Annotated in this window: 23 protein-coding genes and 1 tRNA gene; 21 read left to right on the forward strand and 3 right to left on the reverse strand. The window is 69.2% G+C overall.

Going from position 1 to position 25082, the window contains the following annotated elements; all coding sequences use genetic code 11:
* The first annotated feature begins 123 nt into the window (after positions 1–123).
* From LC438_RS03605 to LC438_RS03645, 9 genes are all read left to right on the forward strand, one after another.
* Positions 124–1893, forward strand: a complete 1770-nt coding sequence (locus tag LC438_RS03605; RefSeq protein ID WP_223585872.1) for an iron ABC transporter permease — start codon at positions 124–126, stop codon at positions 1891–1893.
* 20 nt (positions 1894–1913) lie between these two features.
* Positions 1914–3032: an ABC transporter substrate-binding protein gene (locus LC438_RS03610; RefSeq protein ID WP_223585873.1), complete on the forward strand. Its 1119-nt coding sequence runs from the start codon at positions 1914–1916 to the stop codon at positions 3030–3032.
* A 40-nt stretch (positions 3033–3072) separates the two neighbouring features.
* Positions 3073–4227 (forward strand): ABC transporter ATP-binding protein, encoded by a 1155-nt coding sequence (locus LC438_RS03615; RefSeq protein ID WP_105672901.1) that lies wholly within the window; start codon positions 3073–3075, stop codon positions 4225–4227.
* A 29-nt stretch (positions 4228–4256) separates the two neighbouring features.
* The gene (locus LC438_RS03620; RefSeq protein WP_105672900.1) at positions 4257–5522 is read left to right on the forward strand and encodes an amidohydrolase family protein; all 1266 of its coding nucleotides are present in this window, start codon (positions 4257–4259) and stop codon (positions 5520–5522) included.
* A 1-nt stretch (position 5523) separates the two neighbouring features.
* Positions 5524–5841 carry a hypothetical protein gene (locus LC438_RS03625; protein WP_105672899.1) on the forward strand — a complete coding sequence of 106 codons (318 nt, stop codon included), beginning with the start codon at positions 5524–5526 and terminating at the stop codon, positions 5839–5841.
* Positions 5838–6227: a Rieske 2Fe-2S domain-containing protein gene (locus tag LC438_RS03630; RefSeq protein WP_105672898.1), complete on the forward strand. Its 390-nt coding sequence runs from the start codon at positions 5838–5840 to the stop codon at positions 6225–6227. The genes LC438_RS03625 and LC438_RS03630 overlap by 4 nt, the downstream gene beginning before the upstream one ends.
* Before the next feature lie 118 nt (positions 6228–6345).
* Positions 6346–6849, forward strand: a complete 504-nt coding sequence (locus LC438_RS03635) for an amino-acid N-acetyltransferase (RefSeq protein WP_223585874.1) — start codon at positions 6346–6348, stop codon at positions 6847–6849.
* A 9-nt stretch (positions 6850–6858) separates the two neighbouring features.
* Positions 6859–7503, forward strand: coding sequence for a hypothetical protein (locus LC438_RS03640; RefSeq protein WP_223585875.1), 645 nt, complete (start codon positions 6859–6861; stop codon positions 7501–7503).
* A gap of 505 nt (positions 7504–8008) precedes the next feature.
* Positions 8009–8419 (forward strand): dehydrogenase, encoded by a 411-nt coding sequence (locus tag LC438_RS03645; protein WP_105672895.1) that lies wholly within the window; start codon positions 8009–8011, stop codon positions 8417–8419.
* Positions 8420–8619: 200 nt separating this feature from the next.
* Here the strand turns inward: LC438_RS03645 and radA are convergent, their stop codons facing one another.
* Positions 8620–9987 (reverse strand): DNA repair protein RadA, encoded by a 1368-nt coding sequence (gene radA, locus LC438_RS03650; protein WP_105672894.1) that lies wholly within the window; start codon positions 9985–9987, stop codon positions 8620–8622.
* 396 nt (positions 9988–10383) lie between these two features.
* On the opposite strand from radA, the gene LC438_RS03655 reads away from it, so the two are divergent.
* From LC438_RS03655 to cydC, 5 genes are read left to right on the forward strand one after another with little or no spacing between them, the layout of a single operon-like run.
* Positions 10384–11034: a metalloregulator ArsR/SmtB family transcription factor gene (locus LC438_RS03655; RefSeq protein ID WP_223585876.1), complete on the forward strand. Its 651-nt coding sequence runs from the start codon at positions 10384–10386 to the stop codon at positions 11032–11034.
* A complete protein-coding gene (locus LC438_RS03660; protein WP_105672892.1) occupies positions 11021–12436 on the forward strand; it encodes a cytochrome ubiquinol oxidase subunit I in 1416 nt (471 codons plus the stop codon). The genes LC438_RS03655 and LC438_RS03660 overlap by 14 nt, the downstream gene beginning before the upstream one ends.
* 16 nt (positions 12437–12452) lie before the next feature.
* Positions 12453–13475 carry a cytochrome d ubiquinol oxidase subunit II gene (gene cydB / locus LC438_RS03665; RefSeq protein ID WP_223585877.1) on the forward strand — a complete coding sequence of 341 codons (1023 nt, stop codon included), beginning with the start codon at positions 12453–12455 and terminating at the stop codon, positions 13473–13475.
* Positions 13472–15214 (forward strand): thiol reductant ABC exporter subunit CydD, encoded by a 1743-nt coding sequence (cydD, locus tag LC438_RS03670; RefSeq protein ID WP_223585878.1) that lies wholly within the window; start codon positions 13472–13474, stop codon positions 15212–15214. The genes cydB and cydD overlap by 4 nt, the downstream gene beginning before the upstream one ends.
* Entirely contained in the window at positions 15211–16866 is a 1656-nt protein-coding gene (gene cydC / locus LC438_RS03675) for a thiol reductant ABC exporter subunit CydC (RefSeq protein WP_223585879.1), read from the forward strand. The genes cydD and cydC overlap by 4 nt, the downstream gene beginning before the upstream one ends.
* A gap of 35 nt (positions 16867–16901) precedes the next feature.
* On the opposite strand, the gene LC438_RS03680 is transcribed toward cydC, so the two are convergent.
* A complete protein-coding gene (locus tag LC438_RS03680) occupies positions 16902–17678 on the reverse strand; it encodes a hypothetical protein (protein ID WP_223585880.1) in 777 nt (258 codons plus the stop codon).
* 79 nt (positions 17679–17757) lie between these two features.
* Between LC438_RS03680 and LC438_RS03685 the strand changes: the two genes are divergently transcribed.
* The 4 genes from LC438_RS03685 to LC438_RS03700 all read left to right on the forward strand — a co-directional run bounded on the left by LC438_RS03685 (position 17758) and on the right by LC438_RS03700 (position 20621).
* Positions 17758–18804 carry a hypothetical protein gene (locus LC438_RS03685; RefSeq protein WP_223585881.1) on the forward strand — a complete coding sequence of 349 codons (1047 nt, stop codon included), beginning with the start codon at positions 17758–17760 and terminating at the stop codon, positions 18802–18804.
* A gap of 166 nt (positions 18805–18970) precedes the next feature.
* Positions 18971–19061: transfer RNA gene (locus LC438_RS03690), tRNA-Ser, on the forward strand.
* Between the two features lie 133 nt (positions 19062–19194).
* Positions 19195–20331, forward strand: coding sequence for an epoxide hydrolase family protein (locus LC438_RS03695; protein ID WP_223585882.1), 1137 nt, complete (start codon positions 19195–19197; stop codon positions 20329–20331).
* A gap of 107 nt (positions 20332–20438) precedes the next feature.
* The gene (locus LC438_RS03700) at positions 20439–20621 is read left to right on the forward strand and encodes a KOW motif-containing protein (RefSeq protein ID WP_223585883.1); all 183 of its coding nucleotides are present in this window, start codon (positions 20439–20441) and stop codon (positions 20619–20621) included.
* 237 nt (positions 20622–20858) lie between these two features.
* Here LC438_RS03700 and LC438_RS03705 read toward each other — a convergent pair whose 3' ends face one another.
* Complete coding sequence (locus tag LC438_RS03705; protein WP_223585884.1) at positions 20859–22067, reverse strand: NAD(P)/FAD-dependent oxidoreductase; 1209 nt, start codon at positions 22065–22067, stop codon at positions 20859–20861.
* A 102-nt stretch (positions 22068–22169) separates the two neighbouring features.
* Here LC438_RS03705 and LC438_RS03710 point away from each other — a divergent pair, with 102 nt between their 5' ends.
* From LC438_RS03710 to LC438_RS03720, 3 genes are all read left to right on the forward strand, one after another.
* The gene (locus LC438_RS03710) at positions 22170–22595 is read left to right on the forward strand and encodes a MarR family winged helix-turn-helix transcriptional regulator (protein WP_223585885.1); all 426 of its coding nucleotides are present in this window, start codon (positions 22170–22172) and stop codon (positions 22593–22595) included.
* A gap of 184 nt (positions 22596–22779) precedes the next feature.
* Positions 22780–23778 (forward strand): magnesium and cobalt transport protein CorA, encoded by a 999-nt coding sequence (locus tag LC438_RS03715; protein ID WP_105672881.1) that lies wholly within the window; start codon positions 22780–22782, stop codon positions 23776–23778.
* Between the two features lie 372 nt (positions 23779–24150).
* Complete coding sequence (locus LC438_RS03720) at positions 24151–25032, forward strand: hypothetical protein (RefSeq protein WP_223585886.1); 882 nt, start codon at positions 24151–24153, stop codon at positions 25030–25032.
* Positions 25033–25082: the final 50 nt, after the last annotated feature.

Raw genomic sequence — 25082 nt, forward strand, 5'->3', positions numbered from 1 at the left:
GAGCCGCCGCCGAAGAACCGTCCACCCGACGGTTCGTACGCTGACAGACATCACGAACGCCGCGGTTCGGACCCGAACCGGACCGCGGCGCAGACCCGCACAGTGTGCGCGAAGGGAACGGCAGTGACTGCGACGATCGATTTCGAGCGCGACCGGCGTGCATCGCAGCGCCGGGCGGTCACCGGCGGCACGCTGTGGGCCGTCTTCATCGCCGCGCTCACCCTGATCTTCGTGTTCCCGGTGTCGATGATCGTGATCGGCGCCTTCCGCGACGGACTCCCGTCCGACAACATCCCGTTCACGATCGGCGGCCTCGTCGAGGCGTTCCAGGACCCGACGACCTGGTCGACGATGGGGAACTCCGTGATCCTCGTGCTCGTCTGCGGCACGATCTCGGTCGCCGGCGGCGGGCTGTTCGCCTGGGTCGCCGCGAACACCAACGTCCCCGGCCGCAAGCTCCTCACCCCGCTCATGGCCGTGAACCTCTTCGTGCCGCCGCTGTTCCACACGCTCGGCTGGATCATGCTCGGCAACGCGCAGAACGGCCTCATCAACCAGTTCGCCCGGATGCTCGGCGCCACCGAGCCGTTCATGAACATCCAGGGCTGGGGCGGCCTGATCCTGCTGATGTCGCTCGGCTACATGCCCTTCGCGTACCTGCTCATGCTCGGCGCGTTCAAGAACCGCGACCAGTCCCTCGACGAGGCGGCCGCGATCAGCGGCGCCGGCGCGGTGCGGACGTTCTTCACGATCACGCTCCCCTCGGTCGGGCCGGCGATCACGGGCGCGGCCATCCTCATCGCCGTCCTCGTGTTCCAGGCGTTCGACAGCCCCCAGCTGATCGGCCGTCAGGCGAACATCTTCGTGTTCTCCACGCAGATCTACCACTACGTGCGCGACCAGGCCCCGGCCGAGTACACCAAGGCGTTCGCGCTCTCCCTCGTGCTCATCGTGCTCGTCCTCGCCCTCTTCGTCGCCCAGCGGTGGCTGCTGCGCGGTCGCAGCTTCACGACCCTCACCGGCAAGACGTCTCGTCGCGAGCCGCAGGAGCTGGGCCCGGTGCGCTGGGTGTTCACCGCCCTGATCGTCGTGTTCATGCTGCTCAACCTCGTGCTGCCGCTGTTCGCGATGATCCTCGGCAGCCTGCAGCCGATCTTCGGGGTCATGAGTACCGGCCTGACCTTCGACAACTACGTCGAGATGCTCACCGACCCCGTGTTCAGCTCGAGCCTCGCGCTCACGGCATGGCTGGCCGTGATCGGCGGGTTCGGCTCCATCGCGATCGCCATGCTCACCGCGTACGTCACGGCACGCCGCACCGGCTTCATCCGCTCGTACACGTCGTTCGCGGTGTGGATCCCGTGGGCGCTCCCCGGCATCGTGCTGGCGCTCGCCTACATGTTCGCGGTGCTCTACGTGCCGGCGTTCCGCGGTCTCTACGGCTCGGCCTTCCTCATGACGCTCGTGCTCATCGTGGCGACCATCCCGGTGTCCAGCCGGATCGCGGAAGGCGCTCTCGCGCAGCTGTCGCCGGAGCTGGAGGAGGCGGGTCGCACCTCGGGCGCCGGATCCTGGCGGGTGCTGCTGTCGATCGTGCTGCGCCTGGTCATCCCCAGCTTCCTGTCGGGCTGGTTCCTCTCGGCGCTGTTCATCTCCGGCAACCTCGCCGTGCCGATGCTGCTCGCCCCGCCCGGACTCCAGCCGGTCTCGCTGACCGCGTTCCAGCAGTTCCTCCAGGGCAACATGTCGCAGGGCGCCGCCCTCTTCATGATCATCCTCGTCGCGGCCATGGCCGTGCTCGCGATCGCCGCGCTCTCCCTGAAGCTCGGCACGCGACTGCGCGGACGCACAGGCGCCGCGCCCGCAATCCCCCTCACCCGCATCACACCCTGACACACCCGAGAGGCAGAATAATGACGTTCTCCCGCAAGACAGCACGACTCACCACGGCTCTCATCGCCGTCGGTGCGCTCACCGCCCTGACCGCCTGCTCGTCGGGCGGAGCCGCCGCCAAGCCCGACAAGCCGATCGAGGTGCCCGGCGCGACCGCCGACGGCAACGCGTACATGAATGAGCTGTACGACAAGGCGGTCGCCGACGGCAAGACCGACATCGTCCTGTACGGCCCCAGCGTCTCGGCGCAGAAGGACCTGTTCAAGGTCTTCACCGATCGCTTCCCCGGCATCAAGATGGTCCAGCAGGACCAGCCCGATGCGCAGAGCATCACCAAGATCGAGGCCGAGGCGCAGAGCGGCAGCAAGATCGCCGACATCTACGACGGCGGAGAGTCGCCGCAGGTCGCCGCCGAAGACGGCATCTGCACCCAGGCCGACGTGCGCACGGCGCCAGACGGCTTCGAGATCCCCGGCGACTTCGACGGCCGGCTGACCTACTACGCGATGCGCTACTTCGTCTTCGTCTACAACACCGACATGGTCAAGGAGGACGAGGCGCCGAAGAACTGGGACGACCTGCTCGACCCGAAGTGGAAGGGCAAGATCACCGTCGGCGACCCGACGGTGCCCGGCGGCATCCGCTACATCCTCACCTCGCTCATGGTCCCCGAGAGCGAAGACACCTGGGGCAAGCCGTACATCGAGAAGCTCGCCGCGCAGGACGTGCAGTTCGCGCAGTCCGAGCCGAACGTGCCCGCGGACGTCGCGAGCGGCCGGTTCCCGATCGGCATCGCCGTGTACCAGGGGTTCTACGAGGACGTGAAGGAGAAGGGCGGCCCGATCGCCGCGGTCTTCCCGCTCGACGACGGCGGCAACTTCATGTCGCGCACCGGCATGTGCATCATCGACAAGAGCCCGCACCCCGACGCCGCGCAGCTCTACATCAACTGGCTCTACTCGCCCGAGGGTCAGCAGGCGCTCGCTGAGAAGAACCGCTCCTACGGCTGGACCCCCGAGGCCCCCGGCCCCGAGGGAACGCCGCCGCTGAACGAGCTCAAGCGCGTCCCGTTCGCGAACTCCGACCCCGAGTTCAACCAGCCCTACTTCGACTTCATCACCGAGCAGTTCACGAAGTAGCACCCCTTTCCCGAATCTCCTGCGAGAAGGCGAGACACCCATGACCGAGGTCCTGGTTTCCGGACTCACCAAGCGGTACGGCGGCAAGTCGGCACTGCACGGACTCGATCTCACGATCGGCTCCGGCGAATTCGTCACCCTGCTCGGCCCCTCGGGCTGCGGCAAGACGACGACGCTGCGCTGCCTGGCCGGGTTGGAGCGTCCGACCACGGGCCGCATCACCATGGGCGATCGCATCGTGGTCGACACCGACCGCAAGACGTTCGTCCCCGCGGACAAGCGTCAGGTCGGAATGGTGTTCCAGAGCTACGCGCTCTGGCCGCACATGAGCGTGGCGGAGAACGTCGCCTACCCGCTCAGGGTGGCCAGGCTCGGAGCGCAGGACCGCCAGAAGCGGATGCGCGAGATGCTCGCCGCCGTCGGCCTCGCGGAGTTCGAGAAGCGTCCGGTCACCGCCCTGTCGGGCGGTCAGCAGCAGCGCGTCGCACTGGCGCGTGCTCTGGCCGCCCGGCCGGGCATCATCTTCTATGACGAGCCCCTGTCGAACCTCGACTCCAAGCTCCGCTACCAGATGGGCCAGCAGGTGCGGGCGCTGCACAACCAGTTCGAGACCACCTCCGTCTACGTCACGCACGATCAGGAGGAGGCGATCACGCTCTCCGACCGCATCATCGTGATGAGCGAGGGCGAGATCGTCCAGGACGGCGCCCCGGCGGAGCTCTACGACCGCCCGCAGTCGGCCTACGTCGCCGACTTCATGGGCTTCCAGAACATCCTCCCCGGATCCGTGGTCGCCGTGAGCGGCGGCGTTGCGGATGTCCGCGTCGACGGCACTTCCCTCGTCGTCGCCGGCACCGCGACCTCCTCCGTCGCGGTCGGCGACCGCGCCGACATCGCCTTCCGTGCCGCCCACGTCAGGACGACGGACGACACGGCATCCGGTGCGGGGCGCTTCACCGGAACCGTGGAGCGCACCACCTACCTCGGCAGCGCGGTGAACCTCCTCGTCCGGGTCGACGGCCTGCCCCTGCGCGTCCGCGTCGAGACCTCGGACCTGAGCCCGGATGCCGTGCCGCAGGCCGGCGACGAGCTGCGGTTCGCGGTCAACCCCGCCCGCGCCGTCGTCATCAGCCGCCAGGCGTCGGAGGACGACTACCTGACCATCGAGACGAACGCGATCGTCTCCCCGCGCTGAGGCGCCCCCGACCTTCAGAGAGGAAGAACATGAGTGATCTGCCCACCCCCCGATCCGACGCGCCGCGCATCCGCGAGCTCGCCGAGATCGGCGGACGCTCCGACAGCCGCGACGTGCTCTCGCACGCCACCAAGCAGGCGAAGGAGGACTACGACGACTACTTCATCGTCGACATCGACGCGCACGTCTCGGAGGACCACTTCTGGGGCGAGGTGCTCGACCTCATCGACAACGACGTATGGCGCGATCTGGGCCTCAGCCAGTTCCACGGCTTCGGCGGCAACAACGCGCTGCTGAACATCCAGCCCGGCATGTCGCACCAGAGCGTCGGCGGCCGCATCGGCCACCAGGGGCGCAAGGAGCCGGTGGACCCCGGCGAGGGACATCCGTTCGTCACGGCGGCCCGCCGCGGCATGGACGCCATGGGCCTCGACTTCCAGGTCGTGTTCCCCAGCGCGATGCTCATGCTCGGCATGCACCCGCAGGACGAGGTCGAGGTGGTGCTCGGCCGCGCGTTCAACCGCTGGCTGACCGAGGTCATCCTGCCGCCGAACCCGCGTCTGAAGGGCATGCTCTATCTGCCGTACAACACGCCGGAGGTGTGCGAGGAGCTCGTCGAGAAGTACGCCGACGACCCGGGCATCATCGGCTACACGGTGTGCTCGACCCGCAACAACCCGGTGCACTCCGATGTCTACACGCGCCTCTACAAGCTCATCGAGGACAGCGGCAAGCCGCTCGCGTTCCACTCCGGCTACCACTGGGGCGACCCGTCGTTCTCGCAGCTGAACCGGTTCCTGTCGATGCACGCGCTGTCGTTCACGCACTACAACCAGATCCACGTCACCAACTGGATCATCAACGCGATGCCCGAGCGCTTCCCGAAGCTCAAGATGGTGTGGGTCGAGAGCGGTCTCGCGTGGATCCCCTTCCTCATGCAGCGCCTGGACCACGAGGTGCTCATGCGGCCGAGCGAGGCGCCGGGACTGAAGCGGCTGCCGAGCGAGTACATGAAGGAGATGTGGTACACGACGCAGCCCATGGAGCGCACCAACATGGAGCTGCTCGAGGCCACAATGAAGTCGTTCAACGCCGAGACGCAGCTGCTGTACTCCTCGGACTGGCCGCACTGGGACTGGGATGCCCCGTCGACCATCACGCGGCTGCCGTTCCTCTCGGAGCAGGCCAAGCGCAACATCCTCGGGTTGAACGCGGCGCGCGTGTTCAACCTCCCCACCGACCGACAGAAGCCATCCGCCGAGCAGGTGCTCGCGGAGCGACCAGGGATCTCGTGACATGACCACTGACACCACCACCGCCGTCTCCTCCGTCGCCGCAGAGCTCGACGGGCTCGTCGCCCGGCTCGGGGAGCTCACCGCTCGGATCGCGCAGGAGGAGCGCGGCGCCGAGGTCTCCGACGAGCACATCGCCGACGTCCTCTACGCCGCCGCCCGCCTGTTCTCCGCCAAGACCGACCGCGTGGGCAAGATCTCCTGGCCCATCCGCGAGGACGCGCTGAACGCCACCGAGACCGTCGTGCTCGTCACGGCCCTGCTCGACGCCGCCGATGTGAACCTCTTCGACATGGCGATCTGGTACCGGAGGGCCGAATGAGCGCCCGAGTGGTCCGCAGAGACGTCAGGGTCGCCAGCCTCGGCGACCTCAAGGAGCGCGAGCGCATCGTCGTCGACGTGGAGGGCACCGAGCTCGGCGTCTACTTCCACGCCGATCAGGTGCGCGCCTGGTACAACGTCTGCCCTCATCAGGGCGGCCCGGTGTGCCAGGGCAAGATCATGCCGCGCACCGTGCAGCTGGTCAGGGGAGAGGACGGCCTCAAGAGCGGCGGCCCCGGGTTCCACCCCACCGACCGCAACATCGTGTGCCCCTGGCACGGCTTCGAGTTCGACATCCTCACCGGCAAGCACCCCGCCGATCAGAGGGTGGGGCTGCGCCCGGTCCCCGTACGGGTAGACGGCGACGACGTGATCGTCACCGTCTAGCAGGATCCCGAGAGGGGCGGATGCCGCGGTATCCGCCCCTCCTTCGTGCCCCCGTGTCGGGGCGGGCACGGATTCGCGGTTCAGCGTCCGTGCGGGCGCGTGGTTCTAGGCTTGTGGTGTGAGCGAGTACATCGTCCGGCCGGCGCGCAGCGCCGATGTGATCGGCATCCGCAATCTGCTGCAGCCGATGGTCGAGCAGCGGATCCTCCTGGGCAAGGACCTGGCGGTGCTCTACGGCGCCGTGCAGGAGTTCGTCGTCGCCGAGTCCGACGGCGTGCTGATCGGATGCGGTGCGCTGCACGTGTTCTGGGAAGACCTCGGCGAGGTCCGCACCCTGATGGTGAACGACGAGTGGCTGCACCACGGCGTCGGCCGCGCGATCGTCGATCGCCTCGAAGACAACGCCAGGACGCTCGGACTCTCGCGACTGTTCTGCCTGACCTTCGAGGTGGAGTTCTTCGGGCGCCGCGGGTTCACTCCGATCGGCGAGCAGGTCGTCGACCCCGATGTGTACTCGCAGCTGCTCCGCAGCGGCGACGCCGGCGTCGAGGAGTTCCTGGATCTCGCCCACGTCAAGCCGAACACGCTCGGCAACACCAGGATGCTCAAGAGCCTCGGTTAGCCTGGAGGAATGCCCCGTCAGTCCGCAGCCGTCTACCGTCGTCGGCGGCTCGTCCTGCTCCTCGGGGCGATCCTGCTCCTCGCCGTGATCGGCGTCGCCGCGTGGCTGCTGATCGCCCGGCCGTGGGCGGGCGCCGCCGAGAAGCCCGCACCGACGGCATCGTCGTCGGCGACCGCGACCGCGACCCCGACGGACGCCGCCGAGACCCCGAGTGGCGAACCCACGGCTTCCGAGACTCCGGGTGTCGTCGCGTGCGAGGCGAAGGACATCGTCGTCGAGGCGGTGACGGATGCCGAGAGCTACCAGCCCGGCGTGCTGCCGCAGCTCTCGATCCGCCTCACCAACAACGGCGCGGCCGATTGCACGATGGACGTCGGCTCGACGACCCAGGTCTTCACGGTCTCCAGCGGCGACGACGTGTGGTGGCGATCGACGGACTGCCAGGAGAATCCGAGCAGCATGATCGCGACGCTCGCCGCGGGCGCGACCGTCGAGAGCAAGACGCCCGTCGCGTGGGATCGCACCCGGTCGAGTGTGGAGACGTGCGGATCGGAGAACCGTCCGCGTGCCCCCGGCGGAGGGGCCTCGTACCACGTCGACGTGCAGATCGGCGGCTTCCCGGCCGCGGGATCGAAGCAGATCCTGCTCTATTGAGCGCGAATACAGCAGTGAACTCAGAATTCGTGCAGACAGCACGGATTCTTTGGGATACCATTGACTTGACTCTCGGGAACATGCGGCATCACATGCCATCCCCAGTGGCGTCGACTTACAGCGTCCCCAGCGCTTCGACACTTGCCGCTCGAGAGTTCGAGGGCCCTCTCGAGTACCCCAGTCCCCAATGTGGGACTCGAGAGGGCCCCAATCGTATCCGCGGGGCCTCGCCCGCCGCGTGACACAGGGCCGTGAAAATTCGCGCGGTGCCCGATGCGGCGCCGCGCTCGCCTCGGAGGCGGAGCGCCGCGGCATCCCGCGCGCCTCCATGCGCCGTGCGTCTCCAGAACTCCGGAGATTCGCCGGGATCGTCGCCCGTAGCAGCGGATCCGGCCGTGCGCTCGCTCGGATCTCCGGAGTTCTGGAGGTCGGCGTGCCGTGCCCAGCCACCGGAGCGCGTTCAGGTCGAGCGCTTCTCGTCGGTGGAGCCGAATAGGCTGGAGTCATGGCAGCGAAGAAGGCGAAGCCCGCCAAGAAGAAGCCGGCGCCGGAGGACTTCCGGTCGGATGCTCTGGCGCAGGCCCTGGAGAAGCAGGACGTCGCGGCCGTCGCGCTGGCCCTTCGGCACGGCACCACGGTCGTGCCCCTCATCACGCCGGGTGCGCGAGACAACCCCCTCGACAGCGGCGAGGTGTGGACCTACCGCGACCCGAAGAGCGGCGACCTCGCGCTGCTGCTGTTCAGCGACGCGAAGAACAAGCCCGCGAACCTGCCCCCGGGCGTGGGGATCTACTCGGCCGACTGGTTGCGGAAGTTCCTCGTCACGCACCCGATCACGACGGTGTTCCTCGACATCGCCGGCCCGCATCCGATGCAGGCCTCGCCGGAGGAACTGCTGAAGGCCCTCGACGCCTGAGCTGCGGCTGAGGGACGTTTCGCCTGGTCACGGTGCTCCTCGCTCAACGACCGAGGGCGCGGTGCGGGAGCGAGACCGAGGGACGTGTCGTCTCGTCGCTGCGCTCCTCGCTCAACGACCGAGGGTGTGGCTCCGAGGTCCGCGGTTCTGATCGTTGGGCGAGCGGAGCGAGACGAAACGCTTCATGCTCCGCTCGCCGCTCAGAACGGCGGGATGTCGCGCTCGTCGCGTCGAGCGGCACTGCGCGCGCGGATGTCACCGAGCGCCGCGCGGAGCGTCTTCGAGCGATCGTCGATCACCTGCTCGTAGCCCAGTCGTGCGGCCTCCGACCGACGCTGCGCGGCCTGCGTCACCGGGCGCACCTCGCCGGCCAGGCTGAGCTCTCCCACCGCGGCCACCGTGCGCGGCACCGAGCTATGTTGGATCGACCCCGCCACCGCGATCGCGATCGCGAGGTCTGCCGCAGGCTCGGTGAACCGCACACCGCCGACCGTCGACACGTACACGTCGAGAGAACTCGTCGGGATGCCGGCGCGCCTCTCGAGGATGGCCAGCACCATCGCGACGCGGGAGGCGTCGAGTCCGTGCACCACCCGGCGCGGGTTGGGTGCCGAGGAGCTGACGGTGAGCGCCTGCACCTCCACCGGCATCGCGCGGCGGCCTTCGAGCGCGATCGCCACGCACGTGCCCGGCTCGGTCGCCCCCTGCGACAGGAACAGACCTGAGGGGTCTGGCACCTCGGAGATCCCGTCTCCGGTCATCTCGAAGCAGCCCACCTCGTCGGTCGGACCGAAACGGTTCTTGAGCGCGCGGAGGAACCGCAGCGAGGTCTGCCGGTCGCCCTCGAAGTGGCAGACGACGTCGACCAGATGCTCGAGCACGCGGGGACCGGCGACCTGTCCGTCTTTCGTGACGTGGCCCACGATGATGATCGGCAGGCTGCGCTCCTTGGCGACTCTGATGAGCGTCGCCGCGACCTCACGCACCTGACTCGGCTGACCGGCCGCGCCGTCGCTCAGCGACGACGACACCGTCTGCACCGAGTCGACGATCACGAGCTGCGGGCGCACATCGTCGATGTGCCCGAGGATCGTCGCGAGGTCGGTCTCGCTCGCCAGGTACAGCTCGTCGTGCAGGGCGCCGGTCCGCTCCGCGCGCAGCCGCACCTGCGCCGGCGACTCCTCGGCGCTCGCGTAGAGCACGCGGCGGTCTGCCCGTGCGGCCTGAGCCGCGACCTCGAGCAGGAGCGTGGACTTGCCGACACCGGGCTCGCCGCTGAGCAGGATCGCCGCACCGGGCACGATGCCGCCGCCCAGCACACGGTCGAACTCGCCGACTCCGCTCGTGCGGCGAGGCGCATCCGTCGTCGTGATCTGGGTGATCGGGCGGGCCGCGCGATCGGCAGAAGGGGCCAGGGCCGTCACCCGATTGAGGATGCCGGTCTGGGCGCCCTGCTCCTGCACGGTGCCCCACTGCTGGCACTCGCCGCAGCGCCCGACCCACTTGGCGGTGGTCCACCCGCACTCCGTGCAGACGTACGCGGGAGGAGCGGGTTTTCGGGCGGCCATGGGTCAAGGCTATCCGCGGCATCCGACACCGGGGCCACGGCGGATGCCGCGGGCGTCCGTGCGACCGCCCCGGCATGACGAGGTCGGGCGGGATGCGCGCCGGAGCGACCGCCTCTGCGCGACGAGGAGGGGCTGCGCCTGTGCCGGAGCGACTGGCTCAACGAGTGGCGAGGCGGGCCCGACACGTGCCGGACGACCGGGTCCGCGCGATCGGCTCCGTGCGACGAGTCGGGGCCGGACGCGTGCCGGAGTATCCGCTTCCTACGCCTCCTCGACCGGTCGCGCCGATGCTCATACGGCCCCGCTATCGGCGGCATCCGACATCCCTATCGCGATCGGGCATTATTCACGGCCCTATTCTCACGGCGGCCCCGAGCGGCGGAACATAATGGAGACATGGCCAGCGCCGGGCCCGTCTGCGGGCCGATCTCCAGCTTCTCCCGGGTGCAGATCCTGCATCTGGTGCAGAGTCGAGCCGACCGCTCGATCGGCGAGCTGTGCGAGGCCACCGGGCTCCACGCCAACACCGTGCGCGAGCACCTGCAGCGTCTGATCGACGGCGGCTACGTGATCGCCGAGGTCGAGCGCCGCTCCACCCGCGGCCGTCCTCGCACCCTCTACAGCGCCGCGACGGGAGCCCCCGGGGCCTCCAGCGCCGTCGCTCGCGACAAGGCGAAGGCCGCGGCGGCGCGAGGAGACCTCATGCGCAGGATGCTGCCGGCCGCGGCATCCGAACTCGGACGCGAGGCCGACTACCAGCTCGACGCGCTGATCGAGCACCTGGAGGAGAGCGGATTCGAGCCCGTCGTCGACGACGAGCGCCTGACCGTCGATCTCTCGCCCTGCCCTCACGCGGCGGCGCGACCGGAGGATCGTCCCGTGCTGTGCCAGGTCCATCTGAGCCTGATGCAGGGAGTGCTCGCCGAGGTCGGCGGGCCGCTCACCGCGGAGTGCGTGCGCGGCGAGCAGTCGGAGTGCACGGTGCAGCTGGGCGACGCGCGAGTGCCGTCGATCGAAGTGCGAGGAGCGACACATGGAATGGCTTGATCCGCTGGCGCTGAGCCGATGGCAGTTCGGCCTCACCACCGTCTACCACTACCTGTTCGTGCCGCTGACGATCGGCATGGCGCTGGTCGCGGCGATCTTCCAGACCGCGTGGGTGCGCACCGGCAAGGTCCAGTACCTGCACCTGACCCGCTTCTTCGGCAAGATCTTCCTGATCAACTTCGCCATGGGCGTGGTCACCGGCATCGTGCAGGAGTTCCAGTTCGGCATGAACTGGTCGGACTACTCCCGCTTCGTCGGCGACGTGTTCGGCGCCCCGCTGGCCTTCGAAGGGCTGCTCGCCTTCTTCTTCGAGGCGACCTTCATCGGGCTGTGGATCTTCGGCTGGGACAAGCTCCCGCAGAAGCTGCACCTTGCCACCATCTGGTGCGTCTCGATCGGCAGCATCCTGTCGGCGTACTTCATCATCGCCGCCAACGCGTTCATGCAGAACCCGGTCGGCTACACCTTCAACCCCGAGACGAACCGGGCGGAGCTCACCGACTTCTGGGCGCTGCTGACCAACCCGGTCGCGCTCGCCGCTTTCCCGCACACGATCTTCGGCGCCCTGATGTTCGCCGCCGGAGTCGTGATCTCGGTCTCGGCCTGGCACCTCGCACGCGGCCAGCACTTCGACACCATGCGCATCTCGCTCAAGTTCGGTCTGTGGGCGATGATCGTCTCGACCGCCGGTGTCGTGCTCACCGGCGACCAGCTGGGCCTCGCGATGTACGCCGCGCAGCCGATGAAGATGGCGGCGGCCGAGGCCACGTTCAACACGGTCTGCGGCCCTGACGCCTCGTTCAGCCTGTTCACGCTGGGCACCCCGGACGGCAGCTCCGAGCTGTTCTCCATCCGCGTGCCGTACCTGCTGTCGCTGCTGTCGACGCACACGTTCGACGCCTGCGTGCACGGCATTAACGACCTCAACGCCGAGTACGCGACGACCTTCGCCGACACCGGGCTGACCGAGTTCGCCCCGATCCTGTGGGTCACGTACTGGGCGTTCCGCTGGATGATCGGCCTCGGCATGGCCGCAGCGCTCGTCGCCGTCGTCGGCCTCTGGCTGACCCGCAAGGGCGCCAAGAAGCCCCCGGCCCCCTGGATGTGGAAGCTTGCGATCTGGTCGTTCCCCCTCGCGCTCGTCGCCAACATCATGGGCTGGGTCTTCACCGAGATGGGCAGGCAGCCCTGGATCGTGTTCGGGCTCATGACCACGCAGGACGGCGTCTCGCCGGGCGTCTCGGGCGTCGAGGTGCTCATCTCCCTGATCGCGTTCACGGCGATCTACGCGGCGCTCGCCGTCGTCGAGATCCGACTCATCGTGAAGGCCGCGCAGAAGGGCCCCGACACCACAGAGCAGCCCCACGAGGAGACGGCCCAGCTGTCGTCTGTCGTCTACTGAGAGAAAGGAGAAGACCGTGGAATACCTCTGGTTCTGGATCGTCGCCTTCTTCTTCGTCGGCTACTTCGTGCTCGACGGATTCGACTTCGGCGTTGGCATGTCGCTGCCGTTCCTCGGCAAGGACGACGTCTCCCGCCGTCAGGTGATCAACACCATCGGCCCCGTGTGGGATCTCAACGAGACCTGGGTCATCGTCGCCGGCGCCTGCCTGTTCGCGTCGTTCCCCGAGTGGTACGCGACGCTGTTCAGCGGCTTCTACCTCCCGCTCCTGCTGATCCTGCTCGCGCTCATCCTCCGCGGGGTCTCGTTCGAGTACCGGCACCAGCGCGACTCGCTGAAGTGGAAGCGCGGCTTCGACCGGATGATCGTGATCGGCTCCGTCGTCCCCGCGCTCCTGTGGGGTGTGGCCTTCGGCAACATCGTGCAGGGCGTCGCCCTCGATGAGAACCACATCTTCGTCGGCGGCCTGCTGTCGCTGCTGAACCCGTACGCGCTGCTCGTCGGCGTGACCACGCTGCTGCTGTTCTTCCTGCACGGTGTGCTGTTCGTCGCCCTGAAGACCGACGCGCAGGTGCATGAGGACGCGCGTCGTCTGGTCCGCCTCGCGGCGGTGCCCACGATCCTCGCCGCGGCCGGCACGGTCGTCTGGACGATCGTCATGGCGGCGGAGCGGGAGGCGCCGCTGCTGTGGATGGTGATCGGATGCGGCGCTCTCGCCGCGGTCGCTCTCATCGGAGCGGTCGCCTTCTCGCTCCGCGGACGCGACGGCTGGGCGTTCGCCGCCGCCGCGGTGACCGTGGCCGGTGCGGTCGTGATGCTGTTCGGCGCGCTGTTCCCGTACGTGATGCCGTCGACCATCGACCCGGCGTACAGCCTCACGATCGAGAACGCGTCGAGCACCCCGTACACGCTGCAGATCATGAGCTGGACGGCTCTGGTCGCGATGCCGCTCGTGCTGCTCTACCAGGGCTGGACGTACTGGGTGTTCCGCAAGCGCGTGCGGCGCAGTCACATCGAGGCGGCTCCGGCGCACGCGTGAAGCCCCTCGACCCCCGTCTGCTGCGGTACGCGAGTGCCGCACGGGTGTTCGTCGCGGCCACCGCGCTGATCGGCGTGGCGCAGACGGCGGTCACGGTCGCGTTCGCGTGGATGCTGACGGATGCCGTCACCGGCGCCGTCGCGGGGCGCGACGTGACGGCGTCGATCCTGTGGTTGCTCGGGCTCGCCGGCATCCGCGGACTGCTGATCGCCGCGTCGGACGCCGCGGGCACACGCGCGGCGGCGGCGACGGGCGCGCAGCTGCGGGCCGCGCTGATCTCCGCGGTCGGGCGGCTCGGACCAGGGTGGCTCGCACAGCGCAACCGCGCCTCTCTCGCGGTCACCGCGGGGCACGGGCTCGAGGCTCTGGACGCGTACTTCGCGCGGTACATCCCGCAGCTCGTGCTGACGGTGATCGCGACCCCGGTGCTCGTCGCCGTCATGTGGTGGCAGGACTGGCTCAGCGGCCTCACCGCGATCATCACGCTCCCGCTGATCCCGCTGTTCCTCGTGCTCATCGGCATGGCGACGCGCACCGTGCAGCGCCGCCAGTGGCAGACGCTCCAGACCCTCGCCGTGCGGTTCGCCGACACCGTGCAGGGGCTGTCGACGCTGCGGCTGTTCGGACGCGACCGGCGTGCGGCCGACCGCATCGAGGCGACGGCCGACGACTACCGCCGCGAGACCATGAAGGTGCTGCGGTTCTCCTTCCTCTCGGGTTTCGCGATGGAGCTGCTCGCGTCGCTGGCCGTGGCCCTGATCGCGGTGTCGATCGGGTTCCGGCTGCTCGCGGGCGACCTGTCGCTCGAGGTCGGACTGTTCGTGCTGCTCCTCGCGCCCGAGGCGTTCCTGCCGATCCGTCAGGTCGGCGTGCAGTTCCACGCCGCGGCCGAGGGCGTCGCCGCCACGGAGGACGTATTCGAGGTGCTCGACGCGGCCGGTGCTGCGGGAGCCGGTGCTGCGGGGGCCGGGGCTGCGACAGTCGGTGCGTCGGTCGCCGGCGCGTCGGTCATCGGTGTTGCGGTGGGGGAGCGCCAGAACTCCGGAGAAATGCTCACGACGCGGCGTGACCCGGGCTTCTCCGCCGCAGATCGCGACGGATCTCCGGAGTTTCGGACGCCTTCGCCCGCGCACCTCGTCGTCGAGAACCTGCGCGTGCGCGATCTCGCGCCCGTCTCCTTCGCCGCAGAGCCAGGAACCATCACGCTCATCGAGGGGCCGAGCGGAGCGGGCAAGTCGAGCCTGCTCGCGGCGCTCCGCGGAGCGGTCCCGTTCGACGGCTCTGCGGCGTTCGGGGGCGCGGACGTCCGTCACCTGAGCCCCGCCGACTGGCTCGCCTGGTCGGGGCAGCGGCCGCAGCTGAGCCGCGGGACCATCGCCGCGAACGTGGCCCTCGGCGATCGGGAGCCGGATGCCGACGGCATCCGCTCCGCCCTCGCCGCGGCCTGCGCCGGAGCGCTCGACCCCGACCGGGAGCTCGGCGTGCAGGGCAGCGGGCTCTCCGGAGGGCAGGCGCAGCGGGTGGCCGTGGCCAGGGCGCTGTATCGGCACGCACGCGGCGCCCACCGGGTCCTCGCGCTCGACGAGCCCTCCAGCGCCCTCGACCCCGACACGGAGGCTCGGCTGTGGACGAGCCTGCGCGAGCGCGCGGATGCCGGGGCGACGATCCTGCTCGTCTCGCACCGTCGATCGGCCCGCGACATCGCCGACCACGTCGTCGACCTGGGGGTGGACGCATGACCGGCGCCTCCGTGTCCGCGATCCTGCGGCGGGCCCAGCCGCCGTTCCTCCGATTCCTCCCCGGCCTCTTCTGGGGCGTGCTGTCGGCGGCAGCCGCGGTGAGCCTGCTCGCGGTGAGCGGCTGGCTGATCGTCAGCGCCTCGATCGTGGACTCGCTGGTGCCGCTGTCGATCGCGGTGGTCGGCGTGCGCTTCTTCGCGGTCTCCCGCGCGGTGACGCGCTACCTCGAACGTCTGACCGGGCACGATGCGGCCCTGCGCCAGCTCGCCCGCACCCGTTCGGATCTGGTGCGGCGATTGATCCCGTTGTCGCCCGCTGGCCTCGGCGGCACCGATCACGGCCGGGTGCTCTCCGCGCTGGTCGACGACGTCGAGAACCTGCAGAATCTCCCGCTGCGCGTGGTCCAGCCGTTGGCGGTCGCCGGGGTGGTCGCGGTCGGCGCCGTCGGGGTCGTGGCGATCATCTCGCCGCCCGCCGCGCTCGCGCTCGCCGCGTGCCTGCTGATCGCGGCGGGCGCCGCCGTGGGGCTCGGATGGCTGTTCGGCTCGCGTGCGGAGGCGTCGCTGTCGTCGCGTCGAGCGGATCTGTCGGCCGCTCTGGTCGACTACTTCGGCGGCCTCGACGTGCTGATCGCCTACAGCGCGGAGGAGCAGGCGCGCGGGCGCATCGCGGATGCCGATCGGGCCCTGCGCCGTGCGGTCGGTCGTGCGTCCCTCGCTCAGGCGATCGCGGCCGGCGTGGTGTCGGTCGCGGCGGGAGCGGCATCCGCGTGGGCGCTGGCGGTCGCGGCTCCCGGCATCCTCTCCGGAGCGATCGACGGGCCGTGGCTGGCCGTCGTCGTCCTGGTGCCGATGGTGGTGTTCGAGATCTTCGGGGCGGTGCCGATCGCCGCGTCGTCGTGGCGGAGCGTCAGGGCGAGCGCCCAGCGCATCGCCGACGTCCTCCCGGACGAGGCGCCGCGAGAGCTCCGCGCAGACGACGGAGCGGATGCCGACTTCGGCGGGGTGCCGACGCTGAGGCTCCGCGGAGCTCGCGCGCACTGGCCGGGCGGGGCCGTCGCGCTCGCGGGGGTCGACCTCGATCTCGCCCCGGGGGAGCGGGTGCTCGTCTCGGGCCCGAGCGGTGCGGGCAAGAGCTCTCTGGCCGCCGTGCTCGTCGGCTTCCTCCGCATCGAGGGCGAGTATGCCCTCGACGGCATGGACGCCTCGTCGCTCTCGGGTCCGGCGCTGCGCCGGACCATCGGCCTGTGCGAGCAGAGCCCGCAGCTGTTCGACGAAGACCTCAGGCAGAACCTGCTGTTCGCGAGGGACACGGCGACGGATGCCGAGCTGCTCGACGTCCTCGACAGGGTCGGTCTCGGAGCGTGGGTGGCCGAGCGCGGAGGGCTCGACGCTCGGGTCGGGGACCGCGGTGCGCTGGTGTCCGGCGGTCAGGCCCAGCGGATCGCGCTCGCGCGAGCGCTGCTCCGCGGCTTCCCGGTGCTCGTGCTGGATGAGCCGACCGCTGGCGTGGACCCCGCGGCATCCGATGCGCTGCTGCGAGACCTGCTGCACGCCGCGGGGGAGCAGTCGGTGCTGCTCATCTCGCACGTCGCCCCGCCAGCGGGCACGGTGGACCGCGTCGTCCGGCTCGAGGGCGGCCGCACGGTCTGAGGTCGCACGAAGCGTGACCGAAGACGCGGGACGGGTCAGGGGGCGAGGTCGGCGCGGGGCTCCATGACGACGCCCATCGCCTCGAAGGCGCGGCGGCGCTCCTCGATGCGGCGGTGCAGCTCGACCTGCGCCTCCTCCACGACCGAAGCATCCAGGTCGACGGTCGGCGGATGCGGGTCGCCGTGGTTCGCCGCGATGTAGGCGTCGAGCTCTGGGCCCGAGGTCCACGACGTGATCAGGGCGAAGCGCGGGGCGACGCCGCGATGCCACACCGCATGCCAGAAGCGCTGGGTGTCGACGATGATCCGGGAGCCCTCGCGGAGCGGCAGGCGGATCTCGGTGGCGGGGTCGAAGCGGTCGGAGCGCAGGATGAGCAGGGAGTCGGCGTCGTCAGAGAGGTTGAAGAAACCGCGGACCACCCAGCCGGTGCCCTCGTCGTTGAGGCGGTTGTTGTCGTCCTGATGGAGGTTGTAGATCGCGTCGGCGTACTCGTTGGGCTGCAGCTCGATCACGCGGCACCGTCCGACGCCGGCGCCGGGCTCGATGGCGCGGCGGTGCAGCACGGGAGCGAGGGCGACCTGCGAGGCGACCCACACCCCGTCCTTGTCGGGACGTGGAGGGGTGTGGTTCCAGAAACCGTTGCACTCGACGTCGCCGGCGAAGCTCGCGAGCGGGGCGAAGCGCGTGATCCCCGACGAGCGCCACGGCACGTACTCGAGATCGAGCCACTCGGCGGGGTCGGACGACTGGTCGTGGTCGTCGAGCACGACGTAGCCGGTCTCGGCCAGTGCCTCAGACGTGATGTACCCCATGCCGCGTCCTCCTCGGTTCTCGCTTAGGCAATCCTAACTCGGGGCATCCGTCGCTCGCAGGCGCCGATAGCCTGGAAAAATGACTCAGCCGCAGGGCGCCCACCTCGTGGGCAGCGTGAACTACGACGATGCCGAGACCACGATGCGCACAGCATCCGCGATCCTCGGACGGCGGCTGCGCCGTCTGCCCGACGGGGAGGTCGGCACGAGGTTCCACTGGATCATGTTCCAGCCCGACGTGCTCGGCCAGGCTGAGGGCATCGAGCGGGTAGGCGACGAGCCGATCCCGTTCCGTGCAGGGATCGACGCCAGGCCGCTGCGGATCGCCCAGGGAACGGATGCCGCCGGCATCCGCCTGCCCGCCCTCGGCTACGCGTCTGCGGCGATCGACTCCTACGTGGTGTTCTCTCGTCTCCGCGCGGCGGGGGAGCTCGCCGAGGGGACCCGGTTCCAGGTGTCGCTGCCGACTCCGCTCGCGGTGATCTCCTCGTTCTTCTCCGGCGACGACCGGGCGGCGATCGAGCCCGTGTACACGGCGGCGATCCTGGGCGAGGTCGACGAGATCCTCGCGGCGATCCCGCACGACGACCTGGCGATCCAGTGGGACGTCGCGAGCGAGATGGGCATCATCGAGCGCGCGGCCGGCTACGGCAAGGTCATGGAGGCGTGGTGGCCGGGCGACGCCTTCGACGGTCTCGTGTCGCGACTGGCTGCGCTGGTGGATGCCGTGCCCGCCGACGTCGAGGTCGGCGTGCACCTCTGCTACGGCGACGCGGGGGAGAAGCACTTCGTGGAGCCGACGGATGCCGCGAACCTCGTGCGCTACGCGAACGCCGTGACCGCGGCATCCGCGCGGGATCTGACCTGGCTGCACCTGCCCGTGCCGATCGAGCGTGACGACGAGGCGTACTTCGCACCGCTCGCCGGCCTGTCGTACGACGGCGAGCTGTACCTCGGGCTCGTGCACCGCGAGGACGGCGTCGACGGAGCCTCCCGGCGCATCGCCGCCGCGCAGCGCTTCGCCCCCGGGTTCGGCGTGGCGACGGAGTGCGGCATCGGCCGCGCCCCCGCAGGAACGACCGAGGACATCCTGCGCACCCACGCGGAGCTCGCCGCCACCTGGTGAGCCGGGTCGCGTCGCGTCGCGTCGTGCCGTGTCGACTTCACGTGAAGTCGCCGAGTGCACGGCTCGTTGCCGCGAACGTCCCGTGCACTCGACGAGAGCACGGGAAGTCGACGGGCGCGGATCGCTCGATTCGCGCCCAGGCGGCGTCTCGCGTAAGCTAGTCCGCGGTGACGTGTCCGAGCGGCCGAAGGTGCAACTCTCGAAAAGTTGTGTAGGGTAACCCCCTACCGTGGGTTCAAATCCCACCGTCACCGCCAACGAAGAAAGACCTCCACGAAGTGGGGGTCTTTCTTCGTTTCCCGAGCGCCGAGGGTGCCCCCGGTGTCGGTGCATCGAGGTAGCGTCGGGACTGCACCGCCGCCGTCTCGGAAGAGGTCTCCCATGCCCGGAATGTCACCCCTAGAGGTCAGTGAGAATGATCTCGATGACCTGCGCCGGCGACTTCGCGGGACGCGCTGGCCGGAGTCGTGGCCCGTGCAGGGTTGGGATGCGGGCACTGATCAGGATGAGCTCCGCCGGCTCGTCGACGTATGGCTGAACGACTTCGACTGGCGTGCTCAGCAACAGCGCATCGACGCGCTGCCCTGGCGACGTGCAGACATCGACGGCGCGTCCGTCGCGTATCTTCGCTTCGATCCCGAGCCCGGAGGTTCCGGCGTCCCCGTGCTGCTCACGAACGGCTGGCCGAGCACGGCGCTCGAGCTCGTCGACGTCGCGCGACGCCTGGCGACGCCGTCTCTCTTCGGGGGAGACTCTGCAGACGCCGCCCCCGTGATCGTGCCGGCGCTTCCCGGTCTCCCGTTCTCGCCGCAGCGTCCCAGGCTCGGCGAGCAGACGCACGAACTCTGGCACGCGCTGATGACGCAGCATCTCGGCTTTCCCCGCTACCTCGCCCACGGCGGCGATCTCGGGGCGGGGATCACCTCTCGACTCGCGCAGGCGTACCCCGACGAGGTGGTCGGCATCCACCTGCTGGCGGTGGCTCCTCCGGCGCACATCGATGAGGAGACGATCGCGCCCGAAGAGGAGGCCCATCTCGAACGGGTGCAGGAGTGGCTCACCTCCGAGGGTGCATATCAGCATCAGCAGCAGACCCGCCCGCTGACCCTGGCGCCCGCGGTGTCGGACTCTCCGGTCGGACTGCTGTCGTGGATCCTGGAGAAGCATCGTGCGTGGAGCGACTGCGATGGGGATGTCTCCTCCCGGTTCAGCGACGACTACCTGCTGACGCTCGCGTCGGTGTACTGGTTCACCAACTCGATCGGCACGTCGTTCCGGGCCTACTACGAGCATGCGTCGGGGTTGACGTCGCGCGTCGAGCGGGTGCGGGTGCCGACCGCCGTCGCTCTCTTCCCGCACGACATCGCCTCGCCGCCTCGACGGTGGATCGAGCGCACCTACGACCTCGTGCGATACACGCGGATGCCGCGGGGCGGCCACTTCGCACCGCATGAGGAGCCGGCCGTGCTCGCCGATGACATCGCCGCGTTCGCCCGGTCGCTGCCGCACCCTCCGATCACGGAGTGACGCTGACACAGGCTCTCGGTGATGTGCTCCCCGCCCGAACTCTGCTCGTCAGTTGAGCGCGCTATGCCGGTACCGCGCCGGTGGAAATCGCCTGGCACACTTGAGCCATGACAGACGAGGGACAGGTCGGGAGCGGCGACCGCTGCGAGGTCGTGTCCGGCACGCATCGAGGCAAGGCCGGTGTCGTGGAGGACGTCAACAGCAGCAGGACAGGTGCGGTCACCATCACGGTGGTGCAGCCCGACGGCCTGCGATTCAAGACTCTCGCGAAGAACGTCCGAATCCTCTGACGTCAGCACCGGCGTTCGGTCCGAGGCCTCTCACGTGAAGTCCTCGGCGATCCTCCGGCGATCTCGCACACGGAAGGCGGGGATCGTCTGCCGCCTCGCCTTGTTCGTCGCCGGAGCTCCAGCGATCCCCGCTGCCCTCGACCAGTCGGCGGGCGGGATGAACCGGGGGCACACGACCAGCTCGGTTGCGTCCCACTTACCGTGAATTACTGCAGGATACGCTCGCAATTCACGCATTCACACGGCCGGCACCACCCGCTCGTCGAAGTCGATGTGGTGGCCCTGCAGCCACATCATCGCCTCGCCGCCGTCCTTCGTTGCGGCGCGGAACTTCCCGGGGAGGATCAGGTCGCGGAGCACGCGCATGATCGGCCCCGCGGCCTTGTCGGACGATGAGCGGTGCCCGATCTCGACGATCTTCTCGACGCGGGTCTGACGCAGCGACTGGAACGTCGCGAATGCCGATGCGGTGGTCGGGCAGTCGCGCAGGCACTGGGCGAGGATCACGGCATCCTCCAGCGACATGGACGCGCCCTGACCGGCTGCGGGAGAGGTGGCGTGAGCGGCGTCGCCGATGATGGCCATGCGGGATCCGTCGTGCCACCTCTTCACCACGGGCATGTCGTAGGTCGCCCAGCCCTGGATCGGCCCCGGTGCCGCGTCGATGATCGAGGAGGACGGGCCGGCATCCCCGTCCATCAGCTCGTGCAGCCAGGTCCGCCACTGCCCGTCGCTCATCCCGGACAGCTGTCCGCGGGCGGGCTCGTCCTTCATCGGCGGGTTCGCGAACCAGAGCGTTCCTCCGTCGGGGGTGTTCATCCAGGCGAAGAAGCACCTCGTGCCGAACTGCATCCGGAAGTCCTGCGGTGGCGCATCCACCGTGAAGTCCGGGATGTACCCGCCGGTGTTGAGCACCGGCACGTAGCGAGGCGCAGGAGCCGTGGGATCGATGAGGCGCCGCACGGTGGAGTGGATGCCGTCGGCTCCGATGAGGATGTCGCCGGTGGCTTCGGTGCCGTCCGCGAAGCGCGCGATGACGCCGTCGCCCGTGTCGCGCGCGTCGATCAGACGCTTGTCGTGGTGGACGGGGACGCCGTGGTGACGCGCAGCCTCGGCCAGCGCGACGAACAGCCGCGCCCGGGGCATCATGAGCGAGGTGAGTCCGTCGGGGCGGCGGAAGGCCATCGGCATCTGCCCGAGCGAGCGCCCCCGTCCGTTCACGAAGCTGATCGTGTCGACGGGGTAGCCGATCTCGGCGACCCAGCTCTCGAGTCCGACAGCGCGCAGCGCATCGAGGCCGTTCGCCTGGAAGTTGATCCACGACCCGCGCTGGTCGGCGTCCGGCGGCAGCTGCTCGAACACCTCCGCCTCCATGCCGATCCTCCGCAGTGCGACGGCGAGCGTGGGGCCGGCGATGCCGCCTCCGATGATGAGCGCCTTGGTCATGACTCTTCCTCCTTGGTATCTTGATCGTCAAGCAATCATGAGCGAAGGAAGCCTTGAATGTCAAGTAGTTTGAGTGTGAAGGAACAACAAGTTGGCGCCGCCATGCAGAAGTATCAGGCCGCCGTCGACGACTTCGACCGCCAGATGGCACGGCTGCTCGGCGTCAACGGCACGGACCTGCGCTGCCTCGAAGTGCTCATCGGCGCGCGGGAGGAGATCACCCCGCGGATCATCGCCGACCGATTGGGGCTCACGACGGGGAGCGTCACGACGATGCTCGACCGCCTGGAGCGAGCCGGATACGTTCAGCGCACCCCGCACCCGGAGGACCGGCGCAAGGTCGTCGTCGAGGCCACGGATGCCGCGCGCCGGCGCACCTGGGAGATGATCGGTCCGCTGGTCGAGGAGAGCACGGATGCCGTCACCCGCGACTTCACCGATGCCGAGCTCGATGCCGTGGAGAGGTTCCTCACCCGCGCGACGGCGCTGCAGGAGCGCCACACGTCGCGGCTTCGCGGACGCGACTGAGGTCGAACACCGACTGTTCCCGCGCGATTCATGCGACTGCGCTCGCGCAGACCCCCGCAGAAGCGCACAATGTCAGCAACGACCGAGACGAACGCGCTGCCGCGACCTCCGCGACCGCTGAAAGGGAGCGGCTCATGACGGACACGTGCGAGCGCGTGACGGATCCTGTCTTCGCGGGTGCCCGATGATCGTCGACTGCGCCCGCTACCTGCACGGGCGGCGCCAGGGCGAGGGTCCGCTGGGCGTGCGGGAGGCGGCCGCGCTGGGAGATCAGGACGGATTCGTGTGGTTGGGCCTGTTCGAGCCGGAACCCGACGAGCTCGCCGAGGTGAGGGAGGCGTTCGGCCTGCACGAGCTGGCGATCGAAGACACGCAGACCTTCCACATGCGTCCGAAGATCGAGACGTACACGGAGAACGACACGCGGCTGGTGATCGTCCGCACGGCGCGCTACGACGATGCGGCCGAGGAGGTCGAGTTCGGCGAGATCAGCGTGTTCGTCGCGCCGACCTTCGTCATCACCGTCCGGCAGGGCGTGGCGAGCGAGCTGCACGGTGCGCGTCAGCGTCTCGAACTCCAGCCCGACCTGCTCGCCGCGGGCACGGATGCCGTGCTCTGGGCGATCTTCGACCAGGTCGTCGACGGATACGCCCCCGTCGTGGCGGGGCTCGAGCACGACATCGACCAGATCGAGGCGACCGTCTTCTCCGGCAGTGCGGCGCCGACGGAGCGGATCTACTCGCTGCGCCGCGAGGCGACCGACTTCTACCGTGCGGTGCATCCACTGCTCGGAGTGGTGGCCTCCGTCGAGCGCTCGTCCCGTCAGGCCGCGCTTCAGCCCTATCTGCGCGACGTCCACGATCATCTGACCCTCATCAACGAGGAGGTCGCGGCGCAGCGGGATCTGCTCGGTACCGTCCTCGAAGCCAACCTCTCCGTGATCACGGTCCAGCAGACCGCCGTCGGGGTGCGGCAGAACGCGACAATGGAGCGCCTCACCGTGCTCGCCACCGTGTTCCTGCCGTTGACGTTCATCACCGGCTTCTTCGGGCAGAACTTCAGCTGGCTCGGCGACCACACCGCCGGGTTCGTGCCGTTCCTCGTCTACGGGATCGGCGGGCTGCTCATTCCGCTGGGAGTGCTCTACTTCTGGCTGCGTCATCCCGGCGGGCGCAAAGACTGATCTCTCATCCCACGGCGGATTCCGAAGGTCGGGCAACCGCTTTCTGAACGACTTCGAATCGATCTACTCGGGGAACAAGCGAATTCGAAGGCTTCTCCTCTTTCCCTGAGGCGCACGGAGGAGTATCGTCACCCAGGTCACGAGTTCGCGAGGCCCCCCGCACGCGGCTCGTCAGGCTTCTCGACACTGGGGACGCTCGAGAAACGAAGCGGGGTGGCGGCTTTCTGGGGAGGAGCCGCCTCCCGCCTCATCCTTCCGCGCGATCGCTGTCATGCGGCGCCGCAGTTCTCCGGCTGTTCACCGGCCACGAGTACCATGTGTCGCGCTGCGGCCCGGGCTCCCCGCGCCGCCCGATCGGATGGTGAGGACCCCATGGCCAAGAAGACCAAGGCGCAGAAGTCGGCAGAAGCGGCGCTCGATGCGGCCGCCGCCGCGGCGAAGGACGCGAAGAAGCTGAGCAAGGTCCTCCCGAAGAAGGACGGCAGGAAGCTGCGCGCGCTGGTCGATGAGGCGAAGGATGCCGCGCAGCCGTCCAAGAAGAAGCTCGTGAAGAAGCCCCGCAAGGTCGAGAAGGCCGCGGTCGAGGCCACCGCGCGCCTGGAGAAGGCGACCGCGAAGATCGAGAAGATCGCGAAGAAGACGTCGTCGGCGACGGCAGCGATCGAGAAGAAGAAGTCGGTCGAGAAGAAGTCCGCCGAGAAGAAGTCCGCGTCCTCGAAGAGGGACACGGCCGAGACGAAGCCGATCTCGGCGAAGAAGTCCGCCGAGAAGAAGTCCGCGTCCTCGAAGAAGGGCACGACCGACACGAAGCCGATCTCGGCAAAGAAGGCTGCGGCCGAGGCGGTATCGGCAGAGCCAGTGGCGAAGCCTGCGACCAAGGTGCCGGAGCGGAAGGTTCCGGAGCGGAAGGTTCCGGAGCGGAAGGTTCCGGAGCGGAAGGTTCCGGAGCGGAAGGTGCCGGAGCGGAAGGTGCCGGAGAGAAGACTGGTCGAGAGGGCGTCCGCTGAATCGGCTCCGGAATCGTCATCCTCGAGCATCTCCACCACGTCGTCGTCGGCGAAGGCCCCGGCCGAGGCCCCCGCGAACGCTCCGGCCACGCCCGCGCCCGCTCGGCGGGCGACCCCGAAGGGCGCGGCATCCGTCGACCTCGATGCGCTCACTGTCACTGCTCTGCGCGCCCGCGCCCGCGCGGCCGGTCGCACGGGCTACTCGCGCCTGACCAAGGCGCAGCTGATCGCGCTGCTCTCCTCCTGACGGAGCGAGAGCGAGACCACCCGACAGCGCCAGCAGACAGCGACAGACCG

The organism is Microbacterium sp. OVT16B, assembly GCF_019969705.1.
Classification (GTDB): domain Bacteria; phylum Actinomycetota; class Actinomycetes; order Actinomycetales; family Microbacteriaceae; genus Microbacterium; species Microbacterium natoriense.

Bases quoted from the DNA above. Each gene is read 5' to 3' on its own strand.
- LC438_RS03640 (WP_223585875.1), top strand. From the start codon at position 6,859: ATGCCCCGTCAGTCCGCAGCCGTCTACCGTCGTCGGCGGCTCGTCCTG.
- LC438_RS03715 (WP_105672881.1), top strand. From the start codon at position 22,780: ATGATCGTCGACTGCGCCCGCTACCTGCACGGGCGGCGCCAGGGCGAG.
- LC438_RS03680 (WP_223585880.1), bottom strand. From the start codon at position 17,678: ATGGGGTACATCACGTCTGAGGCACTGGCCGAGACCGGCTACGTCGTG.
- LC438_RS03615 (WP_105672901.1), top strand. From the start codon at position 3,073: ATGACCGAGGTCCTGGTTTCCGGACTCACCAAGCGGTACGGCGGCAAG.
- LC438_RS03710 (WP_223585885.1), top strand. From the start codon at position 22,170: ATGCAGAAGTATCAGGCCGCCGTCGACGACTTCGACCGCCAGATGGCA.
- LC438_RS03660 (WP_105672892.1), top strand. From the start codon at position 11,021: ATGGAATGGCTTGATCCGCTGGCGCTGAGCCGATGGCAGTTCGGCCTC.
- LC438_RS03645 (WP_105672895.1), top strand. From the start codon at position 8,009: ATGGCAGCGAAGAAGGCGAAGCCCGCCAAGAAGAAGCCGGCGCCGGAG.
- LC438_RS03630 (WP_105672898.1), top strand. From the start codon at position 5,838: ATGAGCGCCCGAGTGGTCCGCAGAGACGTCAGGGTCGCCAGCCTCGGC.
- LC438_RS03625 (WP_105672899.1), top strand. From the start codon at position 5,524: ATGACCACTGACACCACCACCGCCGTCTCCTCCGTCGCCGCAGAGCTC.
- LC438_RS03720 (WP_223585886.1), top strand. From the start codon at position 24,151: ATGGCCAAGAAGACCAAGGCGCAGAAGTCGGCAGAAGCGGCGCTCGAT.
- LC438_RS03700 (WP_223585883.1), top strand. From the start codon at position 20,439: ATGACAGACGAGGGACAGGTCGGGAGCGGCGACCGCTGCGAGGTCGTG.
- LC438_RS03705 (WP_223585884.1), bottom strand. From the start codon at position 22,067: ATGACCAAGGCGCTCATCATCGGAGGCGGCATCGCCGGCCCCACGCTC.
- LC438_RS03655 (WP_223585876.1), top strand. From the start codon at position 10,384: ATGGCCAGCGCCGGGCCCGTCTGCGGGCCGATCTCCAGCTTCTCCCGG.
- cydC (WP_223585879.1), top strand. From the start codon at position 15,211: ATGACCGGCGCCTCCGTGTCCGCGATCCTGCGGCGGGCCCAGCCGCCG.
- LC438_RS03610 (WP_223585873.1), top strand. From the start codon at position 1,914: ATGACGTTCTCCCGCAAGACAGCACGACTCACCACGGCTCTCATCGCC.
- LC438_RS03620 (WP_105672900.1), top strand. From the start codon at position 4,257: ATGAGTGATCTGCCCACCCCCCGATCCGACGCGCCGCGCATCCGCGAG.
- LC438_RS03695 (WP_223585882.1), top strand. From the start codon at position 19,195: ATGTCACCCCTAGAGGTCAGTGAGAATGATCTCGATGACCTGCGCCGG.
- LC438_RS03685 (WP_223585881.1), top strand. From the start codon at position 17,758: ATGACTCAGCCGCAGGGCGCCCACCTCGTGGGCAGCGTGAACTACGAC.
- radA (WP_105672894.1), bottom strand. From the start codon at position 9,987: ATGGCCGCCCGAAAACCCGCTCCTCCCGCGTACGTCTGCACGGAGTGC.